Origin of the sequence: Paenibacillus rigui, assembly GCF_002234615.1 — a bacterium.
Taxonomy (GTDB): Bacteria; Bacillota; Bacilli; order Paenibacillales; family NBRC-103111; genus Paenibacillus_S; species Paenibacillus_S rigui.
Genome location: NZ_NMQW01000038.1, coordinates 1 through 24,908 on the forward strand (window position 1 = coordinate 1; position 24,908 = coordinate 24,908).

Genomic DNA, 24,908 nt, shown 5'->3' on the forward strand with positions numbered 1-24,908 from the left:
GGACAACAGCGATCGGAAGAACGATCCGTCCATGCAGCCGCAGCATTTTCAGTGGCCTCATGATGCCATAGGGGGCTTTTAATAGCATGCATGAAATGGAAACATTATTAATAATAATGAATTAGGAACACAATTTACGCGAAATAGTGTGTACAAAAAGAACTATATATGTTACATTATATTTAATTAGTGCATACTAAATGGATTTGTACAACAATTGACGGAAGGGTGGATGCTGTATGGAAAACTCCCCGGTTAGCTTAGAAATGGGTGTCATTATTTGTAGGCATTGCGAGACGGAGATCGGCACCTTTGATTCCGAGAAAGTAACGACGTATTATTCAGACTGTCAGGAACAACAATGCCTGGAAGGTCGGAAGGCCGTAAAAAGTGAAAATAACCATCCTGCCGTACGGTAGGAATGCCCCTCATACACATCCCGTCTTGCAGCGAAGTTCGCCGCAGGCGGGATTTTTTTTCTCAGCGAATCTCATCCTCTGGGCGGCGTGCATACCATAGAAGTACCAGGCTGCAAAAGAGGAGCGGGACAAATTGATTACTTATGAGGTTTATCCAGGAGATACATTGTATTTGATAGCCCGTAAATACGGGATTACGGTTCAAGCATTAATGGATGCGAACCGGTTGACAACCACCAAGCTAAGAATAGGACAGACATTATCCATACCGGTGTCCGTACCCATTCGCTATACGGTAGTAGCAGGGGATACGCTGTATTTTATAGCCAAGCGCTACCATACGACCGTGGAATCCATAATGCTGTTGAACGGGCTCACCTCGTCGACATTAGCGGTCGGTCAAGTATTGATCATTCCCGTTTATACGGAGTTTATCGTGCAGGTGGGCATTGCCAACATCCGGAGTTATGCCAATATGAATGCCCCGGTTATGGCAAGGATGGTGAAGGGTGCGAGACTTCCGGTTACAGGCATCATGGGCAATTGGATTCAGGTGAGGCTTTACAACCGCCGTATCGGTTGGACTTACCGTTCCAATGGTGTGCTGACGCCACACAGTGGGGAGAAGCCGATTGAGGAGATATTTGCCTTCTATACGGAGCGGGAAAGCGCTGCGCTGCCGAGCTCTTACGAGGCGTTCGCCAAACAAACCGCGGAGCTGTCCAATGTGGGACTATTTCACTTCAGAATATCTAAGGATCATCCGACCCAAATTGAAAAATTTCCCGATAATTTCACCGACTCTTATATGAGAGACGTTGTTGCCTACGGTCATCGCCATAATATTACAATGGTGCCGACACTGCATAACCTTTTATACGAAGCAGGGAAACCGAGCGTGAACCGGGATGTCATTCATGCGATGCTTTCCACTTCACAAACACGTGCCGCCTTTATCGATAATATAGTCAAGCTGATTCAAGCCTATGGGTTTGACGGGGTTAATATTGATTTTGAGGATGTCCGCTTAGAAGACAAGGAGAAGCTGTCCGCATTTTTCAAGGAGCTTGGTATCGTGATGAAAAAGAACGGCTACGCTTATTCGGTAGATACTCCGGCCAAGACGTCAGAGGAGCCGACGAATTTGTTCCCTGCCCCGTTCGATTATTCGGTCATCGGGAGATCGGTCGATGAATTTGTACTGATGCTTTATAACGAGCATGGCTGGCCGGGAAGCGGCCCGGGTCCGGTCATTTCAGTCGGCTGGATGGAGAAAGTGACGAGGTATGCTATGACGAAGGTCCCTGCATGGAAAATTACCGCGGCCGTTTCAGTCTTCGGCTTTGACTTTAATTTGAAGACGAATCGAAGCACCTATTCCACCTATAAGATGGCGATGAACTTGGCGAAAAAATACAACAAGGACATTATTTTTGATGAAAAAAGCCAGACGCCGATGTTCGCGTATACGGATGAATCCGGGGACCCGCACGAGGTCTGGTTCGAGAATGCTCAAAGCGTCCAAGCGAAAATGGACCTCGCCCATAAGCTGGGTATCCGCGGAATCGCCTTATGGAGGCTTGGGATGGAGGATCCGGAGATCTGGACAATGATGGCAAAAAATTTCGTGATCCGTAAAAGTGTAACCTGACATGACCGTATTTGAAACGATTGGAACCAAATGGAAATCACTATCCAAACATGGTAAGCTACTAGTAGACTTACCGATTCCTGATGAAGCGTAAAGGAGGGGGATAGTGGCAATTATTGAGAAAGAGCTGGTGGAGCTTCAGGACTGGGAAATAAGGCAATTTTTGCGCAAAGTGCTGGAAGAAGCTCACTCGACTGCAGAACATAGAGGCATCCAGGCTTCGGACGAGGACCTGCTGTTAAGCAAATGGGGCGCTTTCGTGGAGTCGAGTCGTCAAAGACGGTTGAAAGAGGAAGAGAGCCGCAATCATATTCATTTATTGTTCAGCCTATCGGATGCCGGGTCCTTGAAGGTCACGTTAGGTAATTTAGGCAGACGGCGTGAGAGTCATGTGCTCGCCTTCGACACACTACTTTCCGTCGGACCGATCAAAGGGCTGGAGACAGAGGAAGGGCAAAGACGCCGGAAGGAGTGGCTTATGGAACGCTTTCCTTGCCATATGCATATGGATTCTATGAATCTGGACAGTCGTATGGACCGGTTAGTGGCGTTTCTTACCCGCCTTCCAGAGCATCACCAAATAACGATTTATTGCAGCGATAATGCACACGATCAGATTGGACTCCGCTTGGCCGTGTACTGTCTTCGACACCGGCATCAGCCTATCCATGTCGTCAACATGACCCAACAATTTAGTGCGATGGCGAGCCCAAATGAATTGCCGTTTCACCCTTATGCTATCGGACATATTCCATTTGATACGCTGGAGCAGCTTCTTAAACAAACGGCGACTTTGCCTCCTCTGACAGAGGAGCAGCGAGCGCAGTACGAGCTGGATTGGCGTAACTGGTCCGAACAAGAAGGCACCTTGCGGCTTTGGCAGAATGGAGCCGTTCGGAGTGTACCTGAGCATTATTACGATGAGAATTTAATCGAGATTGTAGACCGGCTGCAGTTGGCCGGGACGGAGTCAAGTTATGTACGAGCCGGCCGGGTTGTAGGAGAAGCGATGGAAAGCTGGGGCCAGCTGATCGGCGATTCTTTTGTAGATTACAGATTGTGGACGCTGATTAGTGATGGTAAGCTTGAATTCCGTGGACTTCCCGGTGCGCTCTACCGTTATAGCGTGAAAGTTCGCCATTAGAGTGAAACGTAAAAATATGCATAAGAATGGAGACGATTAGACCATGAAGTATTTTGCAGCGTTCCTGCCCATGAAAGATCCGCAAAAAAGTCAGGAATACCGACAGCAGCATTTGGAATACTTGGCGCAGCGGAAAAGCGAGGGGAAAATTTTTGCCAGCGGACGCTTCGCGGATGGAGCCGGAGGGCTTGTCATTTACATAGCCGAAACCGAACAGGAAGTTGTGGACATTGTGAAGCAAGATCCCTATGTGCTGGCTGATGCTAGAGGATATGAAATTCATGAATGGGAAATGGTGACGGAGGCTGTACTTTCAAGTAGATCGCAATCGTAATGAAAAATATGTCCCCGTGATCCGGGGATTTTTTTTCTAAATGAACATATAAATAAGTTGGGTGTAAGCGCTTTATATCCGATTGTAGGGCGTCTGGCACCCGAAGCTGTACACCTTACGCGACCAGCGATGGGTAGGAAAGGAGCTAATCGTATTGGCATATTTTGAAAAAGCTCGCACTGGAGCTGAAATCATCCGCGAAATTGAAACAACAAAGGTACCTTACGGGATGCTCGCGATCTGGTTTATTGGTCAATGCGGTGTCATATTGAAAGGGGGGAAAACGGTCATCTTCATCGACCCTTACTTGGCGCCATCCCCTTCACGGGCGTTTGACCCGCCTTTTCATGCTGAAGCAATAAGCCATGCCGATTATGTGTTCATCACTCATGAGCACTCGGATCATTTGGATATCCATACGATTGAAATTTTGGCGGCATCGCATCCGTCGATCCGGTATGTGACACCCGGCTACTGCCGTGACAAGATGATCAAGCTGGGGGTCAAGGAGGACCGGTTATTAACCTTGCGAACGGATGAGTGGAGAAGAGAACCGGGCTTTCGTGTAAAGGCTCTGCCTTCTGCACATGAGGAGTTGGACTACGATCCGGAGCTGGGCTACCGCTGTGTGGGCTATGTCTTTGAGTTGAACGGGGTAAAGCTGTACCACGCAGGAGATACGGTCGTATATCCCGGCCTGGTGGAATCCCTGGAGACTGAATCGATTGATCTTGGCATGCTGCCCATTAACGGGCGCGACTTGTTTCGCAATGCCCGGAATATCGTTGGCAATATGAATTTCAGGGAAGCGGCCGAGCTGGCCGTTGCTGCCGGCTTCGATACGGTTGTCCCGCTGCATTATGACATGTTTCGGGGGAATGGAGAGCACCCGGGTTATTTCGTAGATTACTTATATGAACGTCATCCGACCCAAAAAAGCCATGTCATGGCCCGATTCGAGCGTTACATCTATGTTTCCCGCGCTGCACTGGTGTAGGGATTTCATATAAGTACGACAAAAGACTGCGAGCAGGAGGAGGACTCGGCAGTCTTTTTGTTTATGAATGTGGGAAGTCCCCCGTTCTGTGCATTCGAACATGTGCGTATCAGAGACTTGTGGAATGAGGGCCTTTTTTTGCTTGGGGCCGGCTTGCGCCCAGTGAGAATCGTGGCACTTTTAGCAAGAAGCCTACAAACAGCAGCAATCCCCCGTTAATTGCAAAAACAAAAGGAATCGACAGCTGGGTGGCCATAAATCCACCGATTAAAGGTCCCAGCAGCAATCCCATCTGATTAGCCGACTGGTTCAGACTGAACGCACGGCTTCGAAAGCCGGGCTCGGTATGTTTTGCAATGAGAGCGTTCAGCGCTGGGAAGACCCCCGCGAAAAATAGCCCATAAGCAAAGCGCAAGGTACCGAAGCCTATCAGGCTGTGAAACCAAACCTGCAGCAGGTTTCCTATTCCACCGCCTAATAAACCGATAAACAGCACCTTTTCATAGCCGATGCGGCCCCCAATCTTCCCCCAGTTCGGAGCGGCAATCAGGGTGGCGATACCAACCGCCGAGAAAATAATGCCGGCATGCATGGAAGCGGTGGATGGGTCGGATCCCAGCTTTAGCACGTAAATCGTTAGCAAAGGCTCCAAAATCATAATCGATGTGGATGTGATGAACACCGTGCCCAGTGTCAGCATCAAATTCCGGTTGGACAGGGCTGCTTTCAAATCGTGCGCGACCGATGAGCGTTTGGCCCCGGTTTTGTTAAAGGACGGCTCCTTCACCCCTAATAAGGCGATTAGAAATGCTGCGAGCACCAGCATTCCTGCTACGAAGAACGTATCGCGCGGCCCGATCAGATGACTAATAAACCCGCCCATGAGTGGTCCCAGAATGGAGGCTGTCGCGCTTGCAGTTGAAATAATACCTAATGCGTAGCCGACATGCTTCTCCGGTGTGTTCGTTGCAACCAGAGCGATAGCCGAAGGGATGTAGCCGGCGAGCAGCCCCTCCAATATTCTGACAGCGATTAATTCGTAAGGGTTTTGAACAAGAAAATAAAGGAAATAAGAAAGGGATAGGCAAAAGCCTGCACGCAGCATCATCAGCTTACGGCCGTATTTATCGGCCATCGAGCCCCAAAAAGGAGCGATCAGAGAGCTGGATAGAAACGTAAGCGCAAATATAGTTCCTGTCCACGCCTCGAGGTGATCGTGAACACCGAGATCATTTTGAAGGAAGATGGAAAGGAAAGGGATGGACACCGAATAAGCTGTGCTGACCAAAAAGGTACCGATCCATAGGACCAAAAGATTACGTTTCCATGAATATGCCAATATGGAAGCACTTCCTTTATTCGTTGTGGATGGACTATTTCCTTATCATACCACCATTGGGGGTGGAACTCTGATAAAGTATCGTTTTCGGCCGATAAAATGTTTTTTGCCCGCTGCACCCGCCCATACCGTCCTGAAGTAAGCAGCGTATACAATTTCGTACCGAAATTTTCGTGAAAAGGTAGTGAAACCGACAATGAAGCTTCCGTGCGGGTGTGGCTGCGGCTGTGGCTGCTGGTATAAGAAGGGTGTGAAGAGGAAAGTCCGCAACAAAACGAAATCGGTTCAACGCACCTTATGGCTATCGCCGAAAGTGAAGGGTGCCCGTTGAATGGGGTATTCAAAGAAAGAGACATTCCCGCCAGAGCCGTGGAGAATGTCTTTTTTTGCATTTATCAGCCTTAATTTTAAAATGCATTTTACACTGCGATAATCTTTCTCGTCGTTTACTGCGTTACAATAATAGGGAACTTATCCTATTTTGTGGAGGAATATCGAGAATGAGAATGGGAAGAACGGCAGGCGTTTTTGTAGCAAGCTTATTATTGGCCAATGCGCTGGCAGGTGTCAGCTCGGCCGCTCCGCTTCAAACGGTTTCCCATGCAGACTGGATGCAGAAGAAGGGCTTGCTTGAAGGTGATCTGAACGGAAACTTGGCGCTGGATCGCGCGATGACGACGGCGGAGCTGGCAACCCTTCTGGCCCGTTTGCAGGGGGAGACCAAGCTTCGAGCTAATTCTTCTGGTGTACATTGGGCTTCCTCCCAGCTGGCTTGGGCGCAGCAGAAAGGATATATTTCCTCCGAGGAGGCCAAGCTTCCCGATCATTCGCCATCGGCATCACGGATGATGCAAATCGCAGCGGCCGCAGGGTACAATGTGGGATTGCCCGACGTAGAGGTGATCAAGCGTTCGGATGTGTTCAATGCATTCGCCGAGGCGATAAGCATGCATCTGACGATAGCGCATATGAACGATTCCCACGGGCATATTCAAGACAATAAAAGCGGCGGAGAATTCGGCTATGCCAAAATCGCCACCCTGTTGAAGCAATGGCGTCAGGAAAACCCCAACTTTCAGTTATTTGATGCAGGGGATACTTTTCAAGGCACTGTCTTTGTAAATCAATCCAAGGGGGAATCGTTACCTCCGCTTTTGAACGCTTTGGGCATTAATGTCATGGAAGCCGGAAATCATGAATTCGATTACGGCTACAAGCAGCTGCTGAGTCTGAGGGACAAGCTGAACTATCCGATCATTAACGCGAACGCCATACAAGCCGACGGGAGTCCTCTGCTGCCCCCTGTTTACCGGTTCGAGGCGGGAGGGCAAAAATTCGTTGTATTTGGTTTGATTACCCAGGAAACGGCTATATTGACACATCCGGACAATGTGAAGGGATTGACATTTCAGGATCCGGTTGCTAAGGCCAAATCAATGGTAGCTGACCTGAAGGGGAAGGGCGAGCATGTTATTTTGCTGTCCCATTGCGGTGTGGATGTCGATCGCGAGATTGCCAAACAGGTGTCAGGCATCGACCTCATTATCGGCGGTCATACCCATACGAAGCTGACGGCCCCTGAGCTGGTCAATGGAACTTATATCGTGCAGGATTGGGAATATCTGAAGTCGCTTGGCCGTTCGGACTTGTATTATTACAAGGGCGAGCTGGTTGCTCTGGCTGACGGGATCAAGGAATACGATGCCGGTGTTCCGGAGGATCCGGAAATGGCCAAGCTGGTAAAACAGGTTTCCGACGAGGTGGACCAATCGTTAAATGTAACGATCGCCCATACCGACGTACAGTTGGAGGGGGACCGTACGGTTGTCCGGAAGCGGGAATCGAACCTCGGCAACTTCATCACAGATGCCATGCTGGCAAGATCCAAAGCTATTCCAGGCTATGAGGCTGACGTGGCGTTGACCAACGGCGGTGGCATTCGTACAGAAATCAAGGCAGGGGATATTACCAAAAAAATGCTGTACGACGTGCTTCCTTTTCCGAATACGGTTGTGATTCTGGATGCCACAGGCAGCGAGCTCCGCGATGCTATCGAGAATGGCGTGAGTCAGGTGGAGGGCGGAGCCGGACGCTTCCCTCAGATCAGCGGGATGTCCTTCGCATGGAACCCATCCAAGCCTGCCGGCGCAAGAGTAACCGACATTAAAGTAGGCGGACAGCCTCTGGATTTGAACCAAACGTATAAAATAGCTACAAACGATTTTATCGCAGCCGGCGGGGATGGGTATTCGATGCTTAATGGGAAAAAAGCATATAACACAGGGATTACGCTGTATGAATTGGTGGAGGAAGCTCTGACACAGCAGGGCAGCATTTCCCCAAGGTCAGAAGGACGGATTACCGAGGTGAACGAATAAGACGGTATCTCCAAACAGTGTCCTCTACACGGGGCACTGTATTTTTTTGTAAATCGGGTGGGTTGTAAAGCATATCCTGCGTTCCCTCTCATAGGATGGGATATAAGCCTGTCCGTGCAAGAGGAGGATGCAATGAATTCGATATGGATTGGCAGTATGACAACTTCACTCTGCACCGCTTTGGGTGCGCTTCCCGCACTGCTATTCACCAATGTGACGCATCGCGGTAAAGATATTTTGTTATCCTTCACCGCGGGCATCATGGTTTCGGCTTCAACGTACGGGCTGATTCCGTCGGCTTTGAAGCTATCCAACCTAGCGGTGCTTGCCGCAGGAATTTTATTGGGTGCGCTGTTCCTGACGATTATGGAGCTCCTCATTCCTCATGAGGATCCGGGGCATGCGTTGGTGCCGAAGCGGAACGGATCCAATTCCGTGTTGTTTGTGTCTGCTATGGCTCTTCATAATTTGCCCGAGGGACTCTCGGTAGGGGTAAGCTACGGCAGCTCGGATCATGATTTAGGCGCAATCGTCGCCATCAGTATCGGTCTGCAAAATATCCCTGAAGGCTTCTTAACCGCCTTATTTCTCATTACCCACGGCATACGCCGCAGGATTGCACTGCTGCTGGCCGCATTGACAGGCTGCATTGAACTGCTTTTTGGCTGGATCGGGTACCAGTTCTCTGGAAACTTTATGGTTTTGGTTCCCTACGGCTTGGCTTTCGCTGCGGGGGCTATGCTGTTTGTCGTATATAAGGAGCTTATTCCCGAAAGCCACGGTGACGGGAATGAGCGGGCGTCGACTTTTGCCTTCATCATCGGCTTGCTGTGCATGATTTGCGTTACGGATTTGCTCAAATAGCTCTTTTTTCTAAGGGTCAAGTAAACCATGCCACAGGCCGAAGTGTTGCAGGGCTCCAAAGAGTCCCTTGCGACATTTCGGCCGTTTTTTAGTACAATTAGAAGGTCAGTTTGTAGATAAAACAATTCCCGGGCACCGGGGTGGTTGGATGGGGAGGACAATGATTCATGGCAAAAGTATTGTTTGTATGTCTTGGAAATATATGCCGATCTCCTATGGCAGAGGCGGTATTTCGCCATAAAGTGGCGGAGGCCGGTTTGGCCGGTCGGATCGAAATCGATTCCGCGGGTACGGGGGACTGGCATACGGGAGAGCCGCCGCACGAAGGAACGCGTACCATTTTACGGCAAAATCAAATTGACTATTCGGGCATGCGCGCCCGACAGGTTCGTCAAAGCGATTTTCATGAGCACCGCTACATCATTACAATGGACGCCAGCAATACGAAAAATGTAATGAAATGGGCCCCCGGAAGCCATGATGCGGAAGTCAGGCAGCTGCTTGATTTTATCCCGGAGCGACGCGGAGAGGATGTACCGGATCCTTACTATACCGGGAATTTTCAAGAGGTATACGAGATGGTGGATGAGGCTTGCGGGCTGCTGCTTGCCTATATTCGCACCAAAGAAGATATGTAGGCATTGCGTGCATGGAGCCGTGTTTCACTATAGCTTGAAGTGCTTCAAGCAAATAAAGTCCTCCCTGAATACAGGAAGGACTTTATTATGTGTACGGATGCCATCGTAAGGAAGCCGAAGCCAGCTAAGGCTGCCGTAAGGCAGAATATATGATTGTAACCAAGAATAAGCTAGCTTAAGTGAACGCTTTCGCTTTGGCCTGCTCCTTCACCGATTTCCACTCGGTCAATTGCTGCTCCAAAGCTTCAATGAGCCGATCCACATCATTGAAAAATTGCTGTGCATCGGCTACCGCTGACAGCTCCTCTGCCGAAGGAGAAGGGCCGGGGAGCGAGGACAGAAGCTGCTGAAGCCGGCTCTCCAATGAAGCTGCATGCTTGGCTGCACTGCTCTCAGCTGAAGCTGAAGCTGGAGCTGAAGCCGGTGCCGGCTGCGACTCAGCCGAGACCTCGTCATGGGTCGTCTTCCCGCTTTTGGCAGGCGCCTTCGGAGCAGCGGCAGGCTTGGAGCGCTCCGCGCGGTTTTGTTCGAAGACGGACCAGGTTTCCAGCAGCTCGCGGCCGGACTTATACAACAGCTTGTCCTTGGTTCCTGCGGAAAGGGTCTTGTCCTTGAAAAGCCGGGCGATCTTCTTCACATCGCTCACCGGCATCTCATCTCTGGCCATAATCAGAGCAAGTGAGTCCCGATGCTCCATCGGAAGGTCCTTCAGGGGCAGAACCTGGTCCTCGGTCAAACGGTCTTTTCTAATGTCGGTTCCGCCGACAATGATTTTTTTGACGGCGTTGCTGAACTTGAGCAGCTCGCATTTGTTTTTGATATATGCTTCCGGCTTGCCGAGGCGGCTGGACAGGAATTTAGTTGAGCTGCTGAATTTCGGATCGTTCAACAGCTTGTTGAAAGCCTCGGCTTCTTCGATCGGGGAGAAGCCTTCTCTTGTTAAGTTTTCCGCGATTTGCTCCAAATAAATTTCGGTTTCGTCCGTAATATCGGACACGATGCATGGAATGGTAGGGCGGTTGAGCATATGGCTCGCCTTGTACCGCCTGTTGCCGTAAATGATTTTATACCGGCCGTTATTCGTTGTTCTTACTTTAATCGGGGACAGCAGGCCGAGCTCCTCGATGCTTTTCATTAGCTCTTGTAAAGCATCCTCATCGAATTGATATCTGGGCTGGTCCGTATCCTCATCAATTAAATTCATTGGAATTTCAATGATATCCATATGAGGTCTCCTATCCTTTATACGTTAAATGAAACCGATCGAGATGGGAATAGAGCTGCTCTTTCCGCAAAATTTCGATCTGTTTGGATCCCATCAGGTCATAGTGGGGAAAAGGTTGGCGGTGATGGATGTATTGAGGATTGAGCCCGTGCGATGTGCACCAATCGGAGAGCTTATCCAGGTCGGAGCAGCCGACTTTGGTTACACTTTTGATATCCGGAAAACGCGGGTCAATCCAATAATGTGTCAGAAAAGCAAGCTCACCGCGCGACACAGCCTCTTTCCACAGCTGCAATTCATTCCTCTTGATGCCGAAAGCCATGCCGATTCATCCTCCCATTGACCGAATGTAGAATATGTAACATTATAACATACCGGAACGGGTATTCTCTATGAGAAAGGCTTCAACATTTTTTATCCCAAAGTTTACATGGTTTGTGATACGATAGGGTGTGGAAAATATATACAACGTAAAAGGGGGACTTATCATGTGGACTCGAAGCGAATTGAAAGACAGAGCCAAGCAGGGGCTTAGAACATCGTATTGGAAGGCATTTCTCGTCAGTTTGCTGTTGGTGATTATTTCCGGGAATATTCCCAGCTGCAGCTTCAGAGGCGATATGGGGCAGCGTGCAGATAAAGGGAAAATAGCATCGATGTTCAATGAATTCAAGGGGAATATGGACCAGGCTGCGGATCATACCGTACTCCTCACTGTTCTCATTATCGCCATTATCATCGGTATTTTGGCCGCACTCGTTGTGATTGCATTTCGTATCTTTCTTTGCTTTCCGCTGGAGGTCGGGGGACGTCAATATTTCAAACAGGCTGCCTTGGAGGATGCCAATTTGAATCACTTAGGCTTCGCTTTTTCCAAAGGCCGTTATCTTGCCATCGTCAAAGGGATGCTCTGGCGTGCATTTCTGAACTTTCTCTGGTTTCTGCTGTTGATTATTCCGGGGATCGTCAAGGCTTACGCTTACAGCATGGTGCCTTACATATTGGCGGATAATCCGGGGATCGGAACGAGACGGGCGGTCGAGCTAAGCAACCGTATGACCCGCGGGCATAAATGGAACATGTTTGTGCTTGATCTTTCGTTTCTCGGCTGGTATTTGCTCGGAACGCTGGCGCTCCTGGTCGGCGTCCTGTTCGTGGAACCGTATGTGAATGCGACGAAAGCGGAGCTTTATCTGGTGCTGCGCAGGCAGGCCCTGCAGGCCGGGATCAGCAGCAATGCGGAATTGAATGTGCCCGAATACGAATAATTATGTATGCCCTCCAATGTGGAGGGTTATTTTTTATCCAAAAAACAGCAAGGAAGCGCCGACAATGACTAACAAAATAAACAGTACCAAGATGGAGGAAGAAGACTCGAATCCACCCAAACCGCTCATGCAAACTACCTCCTCTCTTCCGTCACATGTCTATAGTATGTATGCTGGAGTGGAGTGGTCTGGACTGTAGCGGATAAGGCGGCGAAACCGTTCATTCTGTTGTGAAATGGGTAAATAGATGCGGAAGGAAAAATTAGGCTGGTTGGGAATCAGTTGTACAGATTAAGGAAAGATTAGTTGTTGTAGGTAAAGGAGGAGGGAACCGCCAATGAAATGGACCCCGGAACAGCGGATTACGCTGCATGGTTTTAACAATTTGACCAAAACGCTCAGCTTCAATATGTACGACATTTGCTACACTAAAACCCGGGAAGAGCGACAGGCTTATATAGAGTATATTGACGAACAATATAATGCGGACCGGCTGACCAAAATTTTGACCCATGTCTCCGAAATCATCGGTGCCCATGTGCTGAATGTGGCCAAGCAGGATTACGTACCGCAGGGGGCTAGCGTCACCATGCTGGTGTCGGAAGGGCCGATTGAAGAGGTGCCCACAGAGTCGTTCGATGAATCCCCGGGACCGCTGCCGGATACGGTCGTGATGCATTTGGACAAAAGCCATATTACTGTGCATACGTATCCCGAATATCATCCGGACGAAGGGATCAGTACCTTCCGCGCGGATATCGACGTTTCTACCTGCGGGGAAATTTCACCGTTAAAAGCACTGAATTATTTGATCCGTTCGTTTGATACGGACATCATGACAATGGATTACCGCGTCCGCGGCTTCACCCGCGATATTAGCGGGCACAAGCATTTTATCGATCACGACATCAGCTCCATACAGAATTATATCCCGGAGGAAGTCAAAAGCTTGTACGATATGATCGACGTCAATGTGTATCAGGAAAATATTTTCCATACGAAGTGCAAGCTGAGGGAATTCGATTTGAACAACTATTTGTTCGGGTATACGAAGGATAAGCTGAGTGTGGAGGACCAGAAGGAGATAACCGAGAGTTTGAAATGGGAAATGGACGAAATCTTTTACGGCAAAAATATTACTTACGCTTAAAAGTGCTGTGAATATGAGCATAGCAGCAGACACTTTGGGCCCTCTGCCTAAACGTACGGACCACCGCTTGTGCGGCTGGTCTCTTCGACGTGTCTGCCTCGGACAAGGGAAGAAGAGGGACGCGTGCCATTTGGTGTACAAATACGCTATAATGATGTCTGAATTGACCATGATGTTACGGGAAGTTTCCCGTATGATGAAGTAGGAGTCCGCATAAAGAAGAAGACGATGATGGTTTATCCAGTTCGAGCCCGTTTTACATTGTAAAACTCAGGAGGTATCGTACCTATGGAGAAACAGCTGCACAGCAGCCAATTTATTCAAGAACAGTCTTTTCCTTTCTGGATTCGGCGCTTTTACCACGATCACGAGCATGTCCCTCTGCTGCACGGGCATGACTTCGTCGAGCTGGTCTATGTGGTTCGTGGAGAGGCGCAGCATGTGTTTGAAGGCCATTATTACGAGATTCGCGCCGGCGACGTGTTCATTATTAACCCCGGCGAGGTGCATACGTACAGCATCAATCCGGGCAAAGACCTGGAAATCATCAACTGCCTGTTTATGCCGGATTTGATTCAAGGCAATTGGCTGCTTGATCTCGGGATTTCCCAGTCGATGGACTATTTCTATGTGCACCCGTTTCTGGATAAAAGAGAGCGGTTTCACCGGTGCTTGAATCTGAACGGCCAGGACGCGGCGCGCACGCTGTTTTTACTGGAAACGATCATTCATGAATTCGATAACCGGTTGACCGGGTTTGAGACCTTGATCCGGCTGCAAATGGTGGAGCTGTTGATATTGCTGTCCCGTTCGTACCGCCACGCGGAAGGACAGTCCGGGAGGGAAGCCATCCGCAACAATGCGAGACAACTGCTGATCCAGCGGATTTGCGGCTATTTGGAAAGGTATTATGACAAAAAGCTGTCGATTCCGGTCCTGTGCGAGCTGTTTAATATTAGCTCCCGCCAATTAAACCGTATTTTTAAAGAGTCTTTGGGCATGACGGTCGTTGACATGATTCACCGGATCCGCATTGAACGGGCGAAGCATTTATTAATGGAGACCGATGAGAAGGTCATTACCATTGCGGGCCGAGTAGGCTATGAGGATCCGGCGTTTTTCAGCAGATTGTTTCATCGTCAGGTCGGCTGCTCGCCGGGCAAATACCGTGAAACGTCTTAAGCTGCTTGGCACAGGGAGGCTGTTCATGCGGCGCTGGAACGACAGGATGCTGAAGACCAAGATGTTCATCTCCTTTTCCGTCGTTGCCTTGTTTATTGTCGGGATCACGTGCGGTATTTTTTACTATAAAAACACGAGCGATATCAAAAACCAAACGTTCTCTCTATCGAACATTATATCGAAACAGTTTTCTGAAATGATTGATTTATATATGCAAAATGTCGAGGAGCTGTCGCTGGCCATCTCCATTGATCCTTCCATTCAGACCATCTTGTTCGATTTTTATCAAACATCCAACCCGATTGAGAAAGAGTATGTCGGCTACAAGCTGAACCCGATTTTATTCAACTATTCTTACCCCAAAACGTATGTGCAGAGCATCTCGATCTACTCGCTGGATACCCACTTATATACTTACTCAAAGCCGGTGGAGCCGAAGCCGGCCGCCATGTTGTCAAACGAGCAGCTGCGTCATTTCTTCGTTACCTTGAACAACCGGCCCTTCTTATTACTGCCTTCCGTCGATGAAGCCCAGCAGCCTGAAGAGGAGAACACGCAGCGGGTCGTTTCTTTTATCCGCAAGATCACGAAGATTCCGACACAGACCATTATCGGCTATGTCAATATTCATATTAATGTAAACGCATTCAAGATGGTGCTGGCCAACACCAAGGCAAGTGAGCTTGAAAATACGATGCATGTCCTGATCGTGAATGAGGAGGGGAGGGTAATATTCGAGAACAGCGGGAGCGGGAGCGGAACCCGCATGGCGCAGGACATGTTCGACCTTTCCGTATTGAACCGGTCCGGGACGGAGGGCGAAGTAAAGTGGAAGGATACCAATTACCTGTACACCTTGGAGAAATCCAGCTATACGGGCTGGCATACGGTCATTCTCATCCCGAAGCAGGTCATTGTGCTGAAGCAGAAGCGAATGCAGGATATTGTGCTGCTGGTAGGTCTTCTGACGATGCTGCTCATCGCGGCGGTCTCTTACTTCCTCTCCCATCACATTACGCTGCCGCTGAACCGGTTAATGCGCAACATGTCGCGTGTCGAGCTGGGCGATTTGAATCAACGCATGGACTATTCGGGCAGGAATGAAATCGGCAAGCTGAGCCGGATGTACAACCATATGCTGGACAGCATCTCCCGCTTAATTCACGAGGTGTACGAATCGAAGCTTGCCGAAAAGAACGCCCAGCTTTCCGCGCTCCACTCGCAGATCAATCCTCATTTCCTGTACAACACCTTAAACATTATGAAATCGATAAGCCGCTTGAGAGGCATTGAGGAGGTCGCCGAAATATCCGAATCGCTGGCAGGCTTATTTCAATACAGCATGAAAAACCTCCATCAGCCGGTTTCTCTTTATGAGGAAATCGAGCATATCAACAATTACTTCAGCATCCAGCAGCACCGGTTCGGCAATCGGCTGAGGCTGTCCTGTCATATTCCGCCGGAGCTGCTTCAAGCCTCCATTCTTAAGCTAACCCTGCAACCGCTTATTGAAAACGCCGTGAACCATGGTCTTCGCAAAATGAAATCGGGAGGCTGCATTACCATTCGCGCCTCTGAAGCCGAGGGACTCCTTACTTTGTCTGTTCATGACAACGGGGAGGGCCTTCCGGAACAAACCGCAGCCCGTTTGAGAGAATCGTTCGATTCCTCCAATGCGCTGCATACACGTGCAGACATATCCAACGGTATCGGATTAATAAACATTCGGCAGCGGATTCAGCTTTATTACGGGAAGGAGTATGGGCTTCATCTGCACAGCAAGCCGGGGGAAGGGACAACGGTATCCCTGAGCCTGCCGCTCATTATCAACAATGGGAAGCCGGAGGTGAAGGCGCAATGAATATATATGTCGTCGAGGATGAGCGTTGGGCGTTGGCTGAGTTGAAAGAGCTGTTATCGTGCTATGAGCCCGAACATCGGGTGTTCGCTTTCGAGAACGGTGACGATGCCTGGGCAGCCGTGGCAGAGCATCGGCCTCACCTGGTGGTGACGGACATCAATATGCCGGGCATGGACGGACTGGAGCTGATCGAGCAGCTGTACCGGCTGGATGCAGCGGTCAAATGCATCATTCTGAGCGTGCACGATCAGTTTGAATATGCCAGGCAGGGGATGCAGTTCGGTGTAGCGGATTATTTGCTGAAGCCGGTCAAAAAGGAAGCTTTGTTTCAAGCGGTTTCTAAAGCAATCCGGCAAATCGAGAGCGAGCGGAAGCAAAGGGAGGCCTTCCTGAACAGCTCCCTCGCACAAATGCTGCTGGCCGCTGACGAGGGCTTGGAGGAAGCAAGCGCATTCCGCGAGGTGAACGACCGGATGTGGGGGATGGTGCTGCTCTATCTTGAGCGAGGACAGCAGTCCAAGGGCTGGAATGAGCGGTCCGGCTGCTTGGATGAGCTGAAGCTTCAACTCGCCGATGCTGTCTGTGCAGGGGCGTCTGTCCATAACGTGGACGTCGATTACCGGCAAAAGGTAATACTCATTCCTCTTGCGTCAGAAGCCCAGGCAGGTGGTTTGCTGAACGTACTTTCCGGCTACTACCATCACAAGCTGAAGCAGCTTCCGATCACCGCTCATATGGGATTTGCAGTGAAGCGGGAGCGCGAATCGCTGTCTGCAGCCTTCTCCCGCTTGAAGCAGCAGCTCATGGAGAAGGCGACCTTTGGCCAGACCTCGTATCTGTCTCCGGCTTCGACACAGCAGGATGCTGAGCTCGGAGACATATGGGATAAGGTCCGGGTCATGGAGCTTCACTATAAGAAGGGGGACATGGCCAAGGGGCAAATCGTACTGCAGCACATCCTTGCAGAGCTGGACCGCAAACGGATCAGCAAGCGTCAGCTTCGGCTGTTTGTTCAGGACCTGCTGTTTTCCTTGAAATATAATCTGCTCGTCTCCAAGACGGGCATGGTCCGTCTTAACGATTTGCAGGAGGATCTGCGAATGCTGGACGGCTGCACAGGCTACGAAGAGCTGTTCGAATGGCTGAAGGAGCTGATGCTGGCTTTTTATTGCGAGCAGGAGCCGAAGGAGCTGAATCCCAAGGGGCTGATACCTGTGCTGCTTCAGCATATTCACAAGCATTATCAGGACAATATATCGCTGCAGCAGTTTGCGGCAGACCACCATGTCAGCCTGGGGTATTTATCCCGCATGTTCAAGAGCCAGACGGGAACGACCTTCTCCGATTACATAGCCGGGTATAGGATTCGCAAGGCGAAGGAGCTGCTGAGCGAGGGCGTTGACCGATTGCAGGAGGTCAGCCTCCTGGTCGGATATGAGGATACGAAGCATTTCAGCGCATTATTCAAAAAAATCGTGGGGGAAACTCCGATTATGTATGCGAGAAAGCATTCGCTGCCCAAATAGGAAAAATCCCCCCCTTCAAACCGTACAAATCGGCTGTGTTCGATGCATGACATTCCTCTTACAATAAATTCATGACAACGCTATCACGCAACGGAAATGTACAATTTCCGAGATTCCCGCGGCCGGATACATCGTCCGGCGTAATGAATGTGCACAATTCAAAGGAGGAACGAAACATGAATCGAGCCAGAGTGTTCACTGTATTTTCTTATGCGGCCCTGATTTCCACCTTAGTTGCGGGCTGCAGCTCCTCAAGCCAACCGACGGCGGGCACAGCGCCGGCTCCGGCCGACAGCAAAGCGGGTCAGACAGCCAATTCGGCGAAGCCCGCGGAGCCGACAACGCTTACGCTACTGATTGGCTCGACCGGCACTGCTTACCCTGCGACGCAAGCGGTTGCAGCCGAAGCGGAGAAAAAGCTGAATATCAAAATCAAATTCGATATTAAGCCGGATGGCACCGAAGGAGATAACCTCGTTAAGACACGGCTCGCTACCGGAGAGATGGCGGACATATTGTATTACAACTCCGGTTCGCTGCTGAAGGCGTTAAATCCGGAGGAGAACTTTGTTGATCTGACGAAGGAGCCGTTCATGGCGAATTTGCTGGATTCTTATAAAGAGACAGTGACCTCAGGGGGCAAAATATTCGGAGTGCCGGGCGGCTCGTCCAACGTCGGGGGCATTTTGTATAACAAGAAGGTGTACGCCGAGCTTGGCCTGACCATTCCAAAAACATGGGCGGAGTTTATTGCCAACAGCGACAAGATTAAAGCGGCGGGCAAGACGGCTGTGATCGGTTCCTACAAAACGACCTGGACGTCGCAGCTGTTCGTGCTGGCCAATCAGTATAACGTTCAATCCCAATCGCCGACCTTCGCGCAGGATTACACGGCCAGCAAAGCGAAGTACGCCACGACCCCGGCAGCGCTCCGCGGCTTTGAAATGACGGGTGAGGTATTCAAGAAAGGCTATTACAACAAGGATTTCCTGGCCACAACGTATGACACGGCGCTGAAAATGCTTGCGGAAGGAACGGGCGTCCAGTATCCGATGCTGACCAGCGCAATCGACGCTTTGGCGCAGAACTATCCTGATAAGCAAAAAGATATCGGCGTATTCCCGATTCCTAGCGACAACCCGAGCGTAAACGGCTTGACGGTGTGGATGCCAAACTCTTATTACATCAACAAGAAGAGCAAGAATGTAGAGGCAGCCAAAAAGTTCATCGAGTTCCTGTTATCCCCTGAAGGGCAGAAGGCGTACATGTCCAAGAGCAAAGCGAACGGACCGTTTGTCGTCAAAGGGATCAATGTCCCTGACGATGCCTATCAGGCAGTAAAGGATATGCAAACGTATTTTGACAATGGAAAAACACTGCCTGCGCTCGAATTTATTTCGCCGGTGAAAGGACCGAATCTGGAAAGCATCCTGATTGAGGTCGGCACAGGGCAGAAATCGGCCGCCGACGGGGCTGCCGACTACGATAAAGATGTAAGGAAGCAGGCGCAGCAGCTCAACCTTCCAGGCTGGTAACAAGAACCGGGATGTTCCCGGTTGATAAATGGATGCATCGGCCCTGCAAGCGTCTTGCAGGGCCGATTGTATCCGTGCCTGTATCCGTAGACGACTTATGACCATTGTACAGGGAGGGAACCGAATGACGCTGTCACAAAAAAAGATGTATTCGTATTTGTTTTTGCTGCCGGCAGGGCTGATTTACTTCGTTTTTTATTTGCTGCCGACAGTCATGTCATTGTTCTTCAGCTTAACCCGATGGACGCTGACGAAGTGGCAATTTATCGGCTGGGACAACTATGTGATGTTCTTCGAGGAGTCGTCGCTTCAAATCGGCTTCAAAAACACGCTTATATTTGCCGTCGTTACGTGCGGCTTGAAGGTGATTCTGGCGTTGCTGCTTGCCACGCTGCTGACCTCCAGCATTTGGTTCAAGGATTATTTTCGCTCGATGGTGTTCTTTCCGACCCTGCTGAGTACGATCGCCGTCGGGATTGCATTCAGCACGATGATGCATCCGACCCAGGGGGTCATCAACAATGCACTCGCCATATTCGGCATCAACGGACCGGACTGGCTGGGCAACACGAAGATTGCTCTGTTGTCGGTTGCGCTAGTCGATGTATGGAAAGGCGTTGGCATCGCTACGGTTATTTACATCGCGGGCATTATGTCGATCCCGCAGCATTATTATGAAGCTTTGAAAATGGACGGAGGCAATGCCTTCCGTGGATTTTGGCATATTACACTGCCGCTCAGCAGACCTGCGATGAATTCCGTCATCATATTGGCGTTCATCGGCGGCTTGCGCACCTTTGACCTCATATGGGCGATGACCAAAGGGGGGCCGGGCTTTTCGACAGACTTGATTGCCTCCATTATTTACAAGCAGTATCAGGCCGGATTTTACGGGCTTGCGACGGCAGGCAACGTCATTTTGTTCATAGCCATATCGGTGCTCGCGTTCCCGCTGTATATGTTTTTGAACCGAAGAGAGGTGGACCTGTGAACAAGGTGGTACAAAAAACACTGGTCAGCGCCGTGCTGCTCCTGCTCTCGACTATCATCTTTTGGGTGCCGTTTTACTTCGTCATCGTCAACTCGTTCAAATCCCCTACGAAAGCAGCCGATATGAATATGGCTTGGCCGGACTCGTTCCATATCGTTGAAAATTACAAGGCTGTCTTATCGGCTGCTGATCATATGCTCGTGCGCGCCTTTTACAACAGCTCGCTGCTTACCGTTCTGTCGATTGCCGGACTGGTGCTGGTCAGCTCCCTCGCAGGCTTCGTGCTGCAGCGGAGGGAGAAAGGTAGAGCTGCCTCTACGCTGAACTTCCTGGTGCTGGCCGGGTTGATGATACCGCCTGCCGTCGTTCCTACCATATGGGTGCTGAACACTGTCGGACTGTTCAAGACACTTCCGGGGTTGACCCTGGTAGAAATTGCTCTTCATTTTCCATTCTGCGCCATTCTGTACAAGGCGTTCACCGCGACCATCCCGAGGGACATTGATGAGAGCGCATTTATTGACGGCTGCGGCGGGTTCAAGCTGTTTACCCATATTATTTTCCCGCTGCTGAAGCCGGTGTCCTCTACCATTATCATTATTCAGGCGGTTAGCGTCTTTAACGATTTTGTGAACCCGCTTTATTTCTTGCCGGGCTCGGAGAATGCAACGGTACAGCTGACCCTTTACAACTTCATGAGCATGTACATTACCTCCTGGAACCTGCTGTTTGCGGATGTGGTTCTGATCTCGATCCCGCCGTTGATTCTGTTTCTGTTCTTCAACAAAAAGATTGTCGCCGGCATGACCGCAGGCTCCGTCAAAGGCTAACCGAATCCGGCCGCATCGGCCATGCGATTGGCGCAATGAACAATGAACCCGCCGGGCTGTAGTACTACAATGGAGCTACGAAGACAACAGCGGCTGGAAGGGAGTACCCAACCGGAGTTACCTGTCAAATTTCAATCTTACCAGGTTTTATCGACAAGCAAGATATCCCTATCGGGAAAGCTTTAAGGAGGAAAGTACATGGAAAGCTCCAGCGGTAGTGTACTTTGGTTTACGGGCCTCTCGGGCTCGGGAAAAACAACAACCGCCCAGCAGCTGTTCAACCGGCTGACCGCAGCCGGTCGGCCGGCGGAGCTGCTGGACGGAGACGCGATTCGCACTACGATCGGCAAAGGGCTCGGGTTCAGCCGTGAAGACAGGCTCGAAAACATACGCCGCATTGCTTATGTAGCCAACCTGCTTGCTAAGCATGGCATCGTTGTTATTGTATCGGCCATTACACCGTATCACGAAATGAGGACCTATTTGCGCCATCATGTAAACGGCTATGTGGAAGTGTACGCCTGCTGCTCCCTTGAGGTTTGCGAGTCGAGGGATGTAAAAGGCTTGTACGCCAAGGCAAGGCGTCAGGAAATTCAGAGCTTCACCGGCATTTCCGATGCCTATGACGTGCCGGATCGGGCGGATATCGTCATCGATACGCACCGCCATGCCGTTGAAGAGAACGTAGCGCGGATCTGGGATTACCTTCGCCAAAGCCCTCGGATATTGAGCATTGCCGCACATGGCCATCCGGCTGCCGCAGGGGAAGAAACATGCGTAAGGGAGATCGCTGTAGAAGAGGAGCCGATGCCGGAGGGAGTGAACGAATGAAAATTATTATGATTTCACTGGATACGCTTCGGGCCGACCGGCTTGGTTGTTACGGGTACGGTAAGCCGACGAGTCCTTATATGGACCGGATTGCGTCCGAAGGGGTATTGATGGAACGTGCCTATGCAGCGGATATTCCGACGGAAGTAGCGCATTCAGCTATTTTTACCGGGAAAATCGGCTTGACCAGCGGTATCGTATCCCACGGCTCGGAGCTAAGCTACCTGCCCAAATCGGTTGAATGGCTGCCCTCGATGCTGAAGGCAGCAGGCTTTACCACCTGTGCGGTAGATAATTTATATAACCTGAAGGAGTGGTTCGCGCGGGGGTACCGGTATTATTTGAACCCCTCGGGGAAGAAACGGTGGATTGACGGCAGGACCGTCAACGACCTGGCCATTCCCTGGATTCGGGAGCATAAAGAGGAGGATTTCTTCTTGTTCCTCCATTATTGGGATGCTCACACCCCCTACTTGCCGCCGGAAAAGTATGTGGCCCCCTTTTATGAAAAGGATAAGGATCCGTACCAGCCGGGAGGCCGCAGCATGGATCGTGCATATGAGCATCCAGCGTACCCGTTTTTTAAGCATCATCATTACAGGCAGCTTGGTCCCGTCACTGATACGGCTTATATGAATGCGCTTTATGATGCCGAAATTCGCTATTTGGACGATCTTCTTCAAGAGCTGGACACAACGCTAGTGGAGCTGGGGATTCAAGAGGAAACCTTGATCGTACTGTTCGGGGATCATGGGGAAAGCTTGACCGAGCATAATATTTATTGGGACCATTGCGGCTTATATGAGCCAACCGTGCATGTGCCGCTCCTGATGCGGTGGCCGGGGCGCATTCCTGCAGGCCGCCGGGTGAGCGGCTTTGTGCAGCATGTGGATTTGCTGCCTACGGTGCTGGAGGCGGCTATGGCAGGCGGGGCGAGGCTGGATCCTTCTGCGCTGCTGCAAGTCCCCGATGGCATTGACGGGCAAAGTCTATGGCCCTCTGTTCGGGGCGAGGCCGACGGGACGTGGGAGGAAGTATACCTGAGCGAATGCGCATGGCAGGCGGCAAGAGCCATCCGGACGGATCGTTATAAGCTGATCCGTTACTATGATCCGGGGCCGTTTCAACGTCCGGTTACCGAATTGTTCGATCTAGAGCAGGATCCGGAGGAGCTGGTGAACATCGCGGATCAAGAGACCGCGCTGGCCGAAGCGCTTGAAAACAAGCTGACGGCCTTCGTTGCCCGCAAGCTGAATGGGAGAGCGGACCCGATGATGCGCCAGCTCCATGAAGCGCAGCTGCCTTTTCGACGGCGTATCGAAGCGATTCTTGGCACGGTCGGCTTGACTTGGGACTCCTGGATTGCCAATCCGCAGCGGGAGCGTTATGACGCCTTGGAGAGGGAGCGCGCCGGGTATGGGAAGTAATGAAGCGCGAGATCGTCTTTCAGGTTGGCGGAATTGGCCCCGATCATGACGGAATCGGCAATGCATAAGCAAAGCAGCGGGATTATGATGGGTTAGGCGATCTGGTTACTCAGCTTATTCCAAATATGAAAGGTGGTGCAGTCCCGGTCTGCCTTCGAATGATGCAGGCAGGGGACGAAGGCGAATGGTATTGAAGATCGGAATTGTAGGCATGAACGGAATCGGTATGCGTCACGCCGAATGTTACGCGGGCGACCCGCTGGCTCAAGTCATCGCTGTATGCGATGTAGTGAAGGAAAGAGCCGATAAGGCGGCAGAGAAATACGGCGTTAGAGCGTATTACGGTCTGCAGGAAATGCTGGAAGCGGAGCCCGAGCTGGACATTGTAGATGTGACGACAGGCGGTATAGACAATGGCAGCTGGCATTTCGAGCCGGCGATGCAAGCCATCGCGGCCGGGAAGCATGTGTTGATCGAGAAGCCGCTTGCCAACGACATTCACGAAGGCCGGGAGCTGGTCCGATTCGCGGCCGAGAAGAAGGTATACCTGGGCTGCAACCTGAACCATTACTTTTCTGCGCCTGCCGAAAGAGCCAAGCAATACATGGAGGCGGGAGATATCGGTGAAACGGTCTATTGTCTTGCCAAGATGGGATTCAACGGCGGTGAAGCTATGTATGCCTCACCGAAGTCACCGAAGGATAAAGGGCAGCCGTACTTCCATATGAAAGCGTTTTTAACGCATCCCTTCAGCGTTATGCGCCATTTTTGTGGAGACATTACGCACATTCAGACATTCTCGAATCAAGCCGGCTTTCGCAAAAGCGCAGGGGATATCACAGTCTCCATCAACAGCATCCACGTGAAGTTCGCCAGCGGCGCGGCAGGCTATCTGCTCAGTCAGAGGGGAGATGCTACCTATGGACTGGGCGGCTGGTGGAGTATGGAGGTAGGAGGCACCCGAGGGACGTTCTGCATCGAAAATTGTGTGGAAAAGGTGTCCTACTGGAGAGCCCAGAAAGGCGTTCCCGCCATTGGGGCGCACCCGCAGCCGGAAGTAACGGAATCCGGGGTCACGGAGTTTAACTCCACCTTCAACAACCGTCTGCATGCGTTTCTTGAGGATATCACGAACGGGGTGCCGCGCGAGCATATTCGGGCATCCGGGCGGGATGCGTTGGCCGTACTGGAATATACGTATGCCGTAATGGAATCGTACGAACAGGGGGGCGCTGTGGTCAGGCCGCATCCGCTGCCTGCATTCCACGGAGATCCTCTGCTCATGCGGTAGTTAAGCAGCGGAAAAGGCACGGCAATC

The 24,908-nt window shown here is 50.8% G+C and carries 23 protein-coding genes; 19 read left to right on the plus strand and 4 right to left on the minus strand.

Going from position 1 to position 24,908, the window contains the following annotated elements:
* Window positions 1-266 precede the first annotated feature (266 nt).
* From CF651_RS23745 to CF651_RS23765, 5 genes are all read left to right on the plus strand, one after another.
* Window positions 267-419: a GapA-binding peptide SR1P gene (locus CF651_RS23745; RefSeq protein ID WP_144029100.1), complete on the plus strand. Its 153-nt coding sequence runs from the start codon at window positions 267-269 to the stop codon at window positions 417-419.
* Between the two features lie 133 nt (window positions 420-552).
* Entirely contained in the window at window positions 553-2,070 is a 1,518-nt protein-coding gene (locus CF651_RS23750) for a LysM peptidoglycan-binding domain-containing protein (protein WP_218827871.1), read from the plus strand.
* A 106-nt stretch (window positions 2,071-2,176) separates the two neighbouring features.
* Window positions 2,177-3,214 (plus strand): DUF1835 domain-containing protein, encoded by a 1,038-nt coding sequence (locus CF651_RS23755; protein ID WP_094017377.1) that lies wholly within the window; start codon window positions 2,177-2,179, stop codon window positions 3,212-3,214.
* Window positions 3,215-3,257: 43 nt separating this feature from the next.
* Window positions 3,258-3,548, plus strand: coding sequence for a YciI family protein (locus CF651_RS23760; protein ID WP_094017378.1), 291 nt, complete (start codon window positions 3,258-3,260; stop codon window positions 3,546-3,548).
* Between the two features lie 154 nt (window positions 3,549-3,702).
* Window positions 3,703-4,545 carry an MBL fold metallo-hydrolase gene (locus CF651_RS23765; protein WP_245856126.1) on the plus strand — a complete coding sequence of 281 codons (843 nt, stop codon included), beginning with the start codon at window positions 3,703-3,705 and terminating at the stop codon, window positions 4,543-4,545.
* Window positions 4,546-4,654: 109 nt separating this feature from the next.
* On the opposite strand, the gene CF651_RS23770 is transcribed toward CF651_RS23765, so the two are convergent.
* Window positions 4,655-5,884 carry an MFS transporter gene (locus CF651_RS23770; RefSeq protein WP_094017379.1) on the minus strand — a complete coding sequence of 410 codons (1,230 nt, stop codon included), beginning with the start codon at window positions 5,882-5,884 and terminating at the stop codon, window positions 4,655-4,657.
* Between the two features lie 500 nt (window positions 5,885-6,384).
* On the opposite strand from CF651_RS23770, the gene CF651_RS23775 reads away from it, so the two are divergent.
* The 3 genes from CF651_RS23775 to CF651_RS23785 all read left to right on the plus strand — a co-directional run bounded on the left by CF651_RS23775 (window position 6,385) and on the right by CF651_RS23785 (window position 9,764).
* Window positions 6,385-8,262: a bifunctional metallophosphatase/5'-nucleotidase gene (locus CF651_RS23775; RefSeq protein ID WP_094017380.1), complete on the plus strand. Its 1,878-nt coding sequence runs from the start codon at window positions 6,385-6,387 to the stop codon at window positions 8,260-8,262.
* Window positions 8,263-8,394: 132 nt separating this feature from the next.
* Window positions 8,395-9,126 carry a ZIP family metal transporter gene (locus CF651_RS23780; protein ID WP_094017381.1) on the plus strand — a complete coding sequence of 244 codons (732 nt, stop codon included), beginning with the start codon at window positions 8,395-8,397 and terminating at the stop codon, window positions 9,124-9,126.
* Between the two features lie 167 nt (window positions 9,127-9,293).
* Entirely contained in the window at window positions 9,294-9,764 is a 471-nt protein-coding gene (locus CF651_RS23785) for a low molecular weight protein-tyrosine-phosphatase (RefSeq protein ID WP_094017382.1), read from the plus strand.
* 175 nt (window positions 9,765-9,939) lie between these two features.
* Here the strand turns inward: CF651_RS23785 and CF651_RS23790 are convergent, their stop codons facing one another.
* Both CF651_RS23790 and CF651_RS23795 read right to left on the minus strand, forming a co-directional pair.
* Window positions 9,940-10,989, minus strand: coding sequence for a ParB/RepB/Spo0J family partition protein (locus CF651_RS23790; protein WP_094017383.1), 1,050 nt, complete (start codon window positions 10,987-10,989; stop codon window positions 9,940-9,942).
* A 10-nt stretch (window positions 10,990-10,999) separates the two neighbouring features.
* Complete coding sequence (locus CF651_RS23795) at window positions 11,000-11,311, minus strand: hypothetical protein (RefSeq protein ID WP_094017384.1); 312 nt, start codon at window positions 11,309-11,311, stop codon at window positions 11,000-11,002.
* Window positions 11,312-11,477: 166 nt separating this feature from the next.
* On the opposite strand from CF651_RS23795, the gene CF651_RS23800 reads away from it, so the two are divergent.
* Window positions 11,478-12,257, plus strand: a complete 780-nt coding sequence (locus CF651_RS23800; protein WP_094017385.1) for a DUF975 family protein — start codon at window positions 11,478-11,480, stop codon at window positions 12,255-12,257.
* 33 nt (window positions 12,258-12,290) lie between these two features.
* Here the strand turns inward: CF651_RS23800 and CF651_RS23805 are convergent, their stop codons facing one another.
* Window positions 12,291-12,386 carry a YjcZ family sporulation protein gene (locus CF651_RS23805; protein ID WP_094017386.1) on the minus strand — a complete coding sequence of 32 codons (96 nt, stop codon included), beginning with the start codon at window positions 12,384-12,386 and terminating at the stop codon, window positions 12,291-12,293.
* Window positions 12,387-12,594: 208 nt separating this feature from the next.
* Here CF651_RS23805 and speD point away from each other — a divergent pair, with 208 nt between their 5' ends.
* The 10 genes from speD to CF651_RS23855 all read left to right on the plus strand — a co-directional run bounded on the left by speD (window position 12,595) and on the right by CF651_RS23855 (window position 24,881).
* Window positions 12,595-13,407 (plus strand): adenosylmethionine decarboxylase, encoded by an 813-nt coding sequence (speD, locus tag CF651_RS23810; RefSeq protein WP_094017387.1) that lies wholly within the window; start codon window positions 12,595-12,597, stop codon window positions 13,405-13,407.
* A 288-nt stretch (window positions 13,408-13,695) separates the two neighbouring features.
* Window positions 13,696-14,589, plus strand: coding sequence for an AraC family transcriptional regulator (locus CF651_RS23815; protein ID WP_094017388.1), 894 nt, complete (start codon window positions 13,696-13,698; stop codon window positions 14,587-14,589).
* 25 nt (window positions 14,590-14,614) lie between these two features.
* The gene (locus CF651_RS23820) at window positions 14,615-16,450 is read left to right on the plus strand and encodes a cache domain-containing sensor histidine kinase (RefSeq protein ID WP_179232961.1); all 1,836 of its coding nucleotides are present in this window, start codon (window positions 14,615-14,617) and stop codon (window positions 16,448-16,450) included.
* A complete protein-coding gene (locus tag CF651_RS23825; RefSeq protein ID WP_094017390.1) occupies window positions 16,447-17,976 on the plus strand; it encodes a response regulator transcription factor in 1,530 nt (509 codons plus the stop codon). The genes CF651_RS23820 and CF651_RS23825 overlap by 4 nt, the downstream gene beginning before the upstream one ends.
* 176 nt (window positions 17,977-18,152) lie before the next feature.
* Complete coding sequence (locus CF651_RS23830) at window positions 18,153-19,511, plus strand: ABC transporter substrate-binding protein (protein WP_094017391.1); 1,359 nt, start codon at window positions 18,153-18,155, stop codon at window positions 19,509-19,511.
* Window positions 19,512-19,635: 124 nt separating this feature from the next.
* Complete coding sequence (locus tag CF651_RS23835; RefSeq protein ID WP_094017392.1) at window positions 19,636-20,502, plus strand: carbohydrate ABC transporter permease; 867 nt, start codon at window positions 19,636-19,638, stop codon at window positions 20,500-20,502.
* The gene (locus CF651_RS23840; protein WP_245856127.1) at window positions 20,499-21,332 is read left to right on the plus strand and encodes a carbohydrate ABC transporter permease; all 834 of its coding nucleotides are present in this window, start codon (window positions 20,499-20,501) and stop codon (window positions 21,330-21,332) included. The genes CF651_RS23835 and CF651_RS23840 overlap by 4 nt, the downstream gene beginning before the upstream one ends.
* A gap of 198 nt (window positions 21,333-21,530) precedes the next feature.
* Window positions 21,531-22,163, plus strand: a complete 633-nt coding sequence (gene cysC, locus CF651_RS23845) for an adenylyl-sulfate kinase (RefSeq protein ID WP_094017393.1) — start codon at window positions 21,531-21,533, stop codon at window positions 22,161-22,163.
* Window positions 22,160-23,590: a sulfatase family protein gene (locus tag CF651_RS23850; RefSeq protein ID WP_179232962.1), complete on the plus strand. Its 1,431-nt coding sequence runs from the start codon at window positions 22,160-22,162 to the stop codon at window positions 23,588-23,590. The genes cysC and CF651_RS23850 overlap by 4 nt, the downstream gene beginning before the upstream one ends.
* Window positions 23,591-23,774: 184 nt before the next feature.
* Window positions 23,775-24,881, plus strand: coding sequence for a Gfo/Idh/MocA family protein (locus CF651_RS23855; RefSeq protein ID WP_094017395.1), 1,107 nt, complete (start codon window positions 23,775-23,777; stop codon window positions 24,879-24,881).
* Window positions 24,882-24,908 lie beyond the last annotated feature (27 nt).

Bases quoted from the DNA above. Each gene is read 5' to 3' on its own strand.
- CF651_RS23790 (WP_094017383.1), bottom strand. From the start codon at position 10,989: ATGGATATCATTGAAATTCCAATGAATTTAATTGATGAGGATACGGAC.
- CF651_RS23745 (WP_144029100.1), top strand. From the start codon at position 267: ATGGGTGTCATTATTTGTAGGCATTGCGAGACGGAGATCGGCACCTTT.
- CF651_RS23775 (WP_094017380.1), top strand. From the start codon at position 6,385: ATGAGAATGGGAAGAACGGCAGGCGTTTTTGTAGCAAGCTTATTATTG.
- CF651_RS23760 (WP_094017378.1), top strand. From the start codon at position 3,258: ATGAAGTATTTTGCAGCGTTCCTGCCCATGAAAGATCCGCAAAAAAGT.
- CF651_RS23780 (WP_094017381.1), top strand. From the start codon at position 8,395: ATGAATTCGATATGGATTGGCAGTATGACAACTTCACTCTGCACCGCT.
- CF651_RS23835 (WP_094017392.1), top strand. From the start codon at position 19,636: ATGACGCTGTCACAAAAAAAGATGTATTCGTATTTGTTTTTGCTGCCG.
- CF651_RS23815 (WP_094017388.1), top strand. From the start codon at position 13,696: ATGGAGAAACAGCTGCACAGCAGCCAATTTATTCAAGAACAGTCTTTT.
- CF651_RS23785 (WP_094017382.1), top strand. From the start codon at position 9,294: ATGGCAAAAGTATTGTTTGTATGTCTTGGAAATATATGCCGATCTCCT.
- CF651_RS23820 (WP_179232961.1), top strand. From the start codon at position 14,615: ATGCGGCGCTGGAACGACAGGATGCTGAAGACCAAGATGTTCATCTCC.
- CF651_RS23855 (WP_094017395.1), top strand. From the start codon at position 23,775: ATGGTATTGAAGATCGGAATTGTAGGCATGAACGGAATCGGTATGCGT.
- CF651_RS23805 (WP_094017386.1), bottom strand. From the start codon at position 12,386: ATGAGCGGTTTGGGTGGATTCGAGTCTTCTTCCTCCATCTTGGTACTG.
- CF651_RS23795 (WP_094017384.1), bottom strand. From the start codon at position 11,311: ATGGCTTTCGGCATCAAGAGGAATGAATTGCAGCTGTGGAAAGAGGCT.
- CF651_RS23850 (WP_179232962.1), top strand. From the start codon at position 22,160: ATGAAAATTATTATGATTTCACTGGATACGCTTCGGGCCGACCGGCTT.
- cysC (WP_094017393.1), top strand. From the start codon at position 21,531: ATGGAAAGCTCCAGCGGTAGTGTACTTTGGTTTACGGGCCTCTCGGGC.
- CF651_RS23800 (WP_094017385.1), top strand. From the start codon at position 11,478: ATGTGGACTCGAAGCGAATTGAAAGACAGAGCCAAGCAGGGGCTTAGA.
- CF651_RS23825 (WP_094017390.1), top strand. From the start codon at position 16,447: ATGAATATATATGTCGTCGAGGATGAGCGTTGGGCGTTGGCTGAGTTG.
- speD (WP_094017387.1), top strand. From the start codon at position 12,595: ATGAAATGGACCCCGGAACAGCGGATTACGCTGCATGGTTTTAACAAT.
- CF651_RS23830 (WP_094017391.1), top strand. From the start codon at position 18,153: ATGAATCGAGCCAGAGTGTTCACTGTATTTTCTTATGCGGCCCTGATT.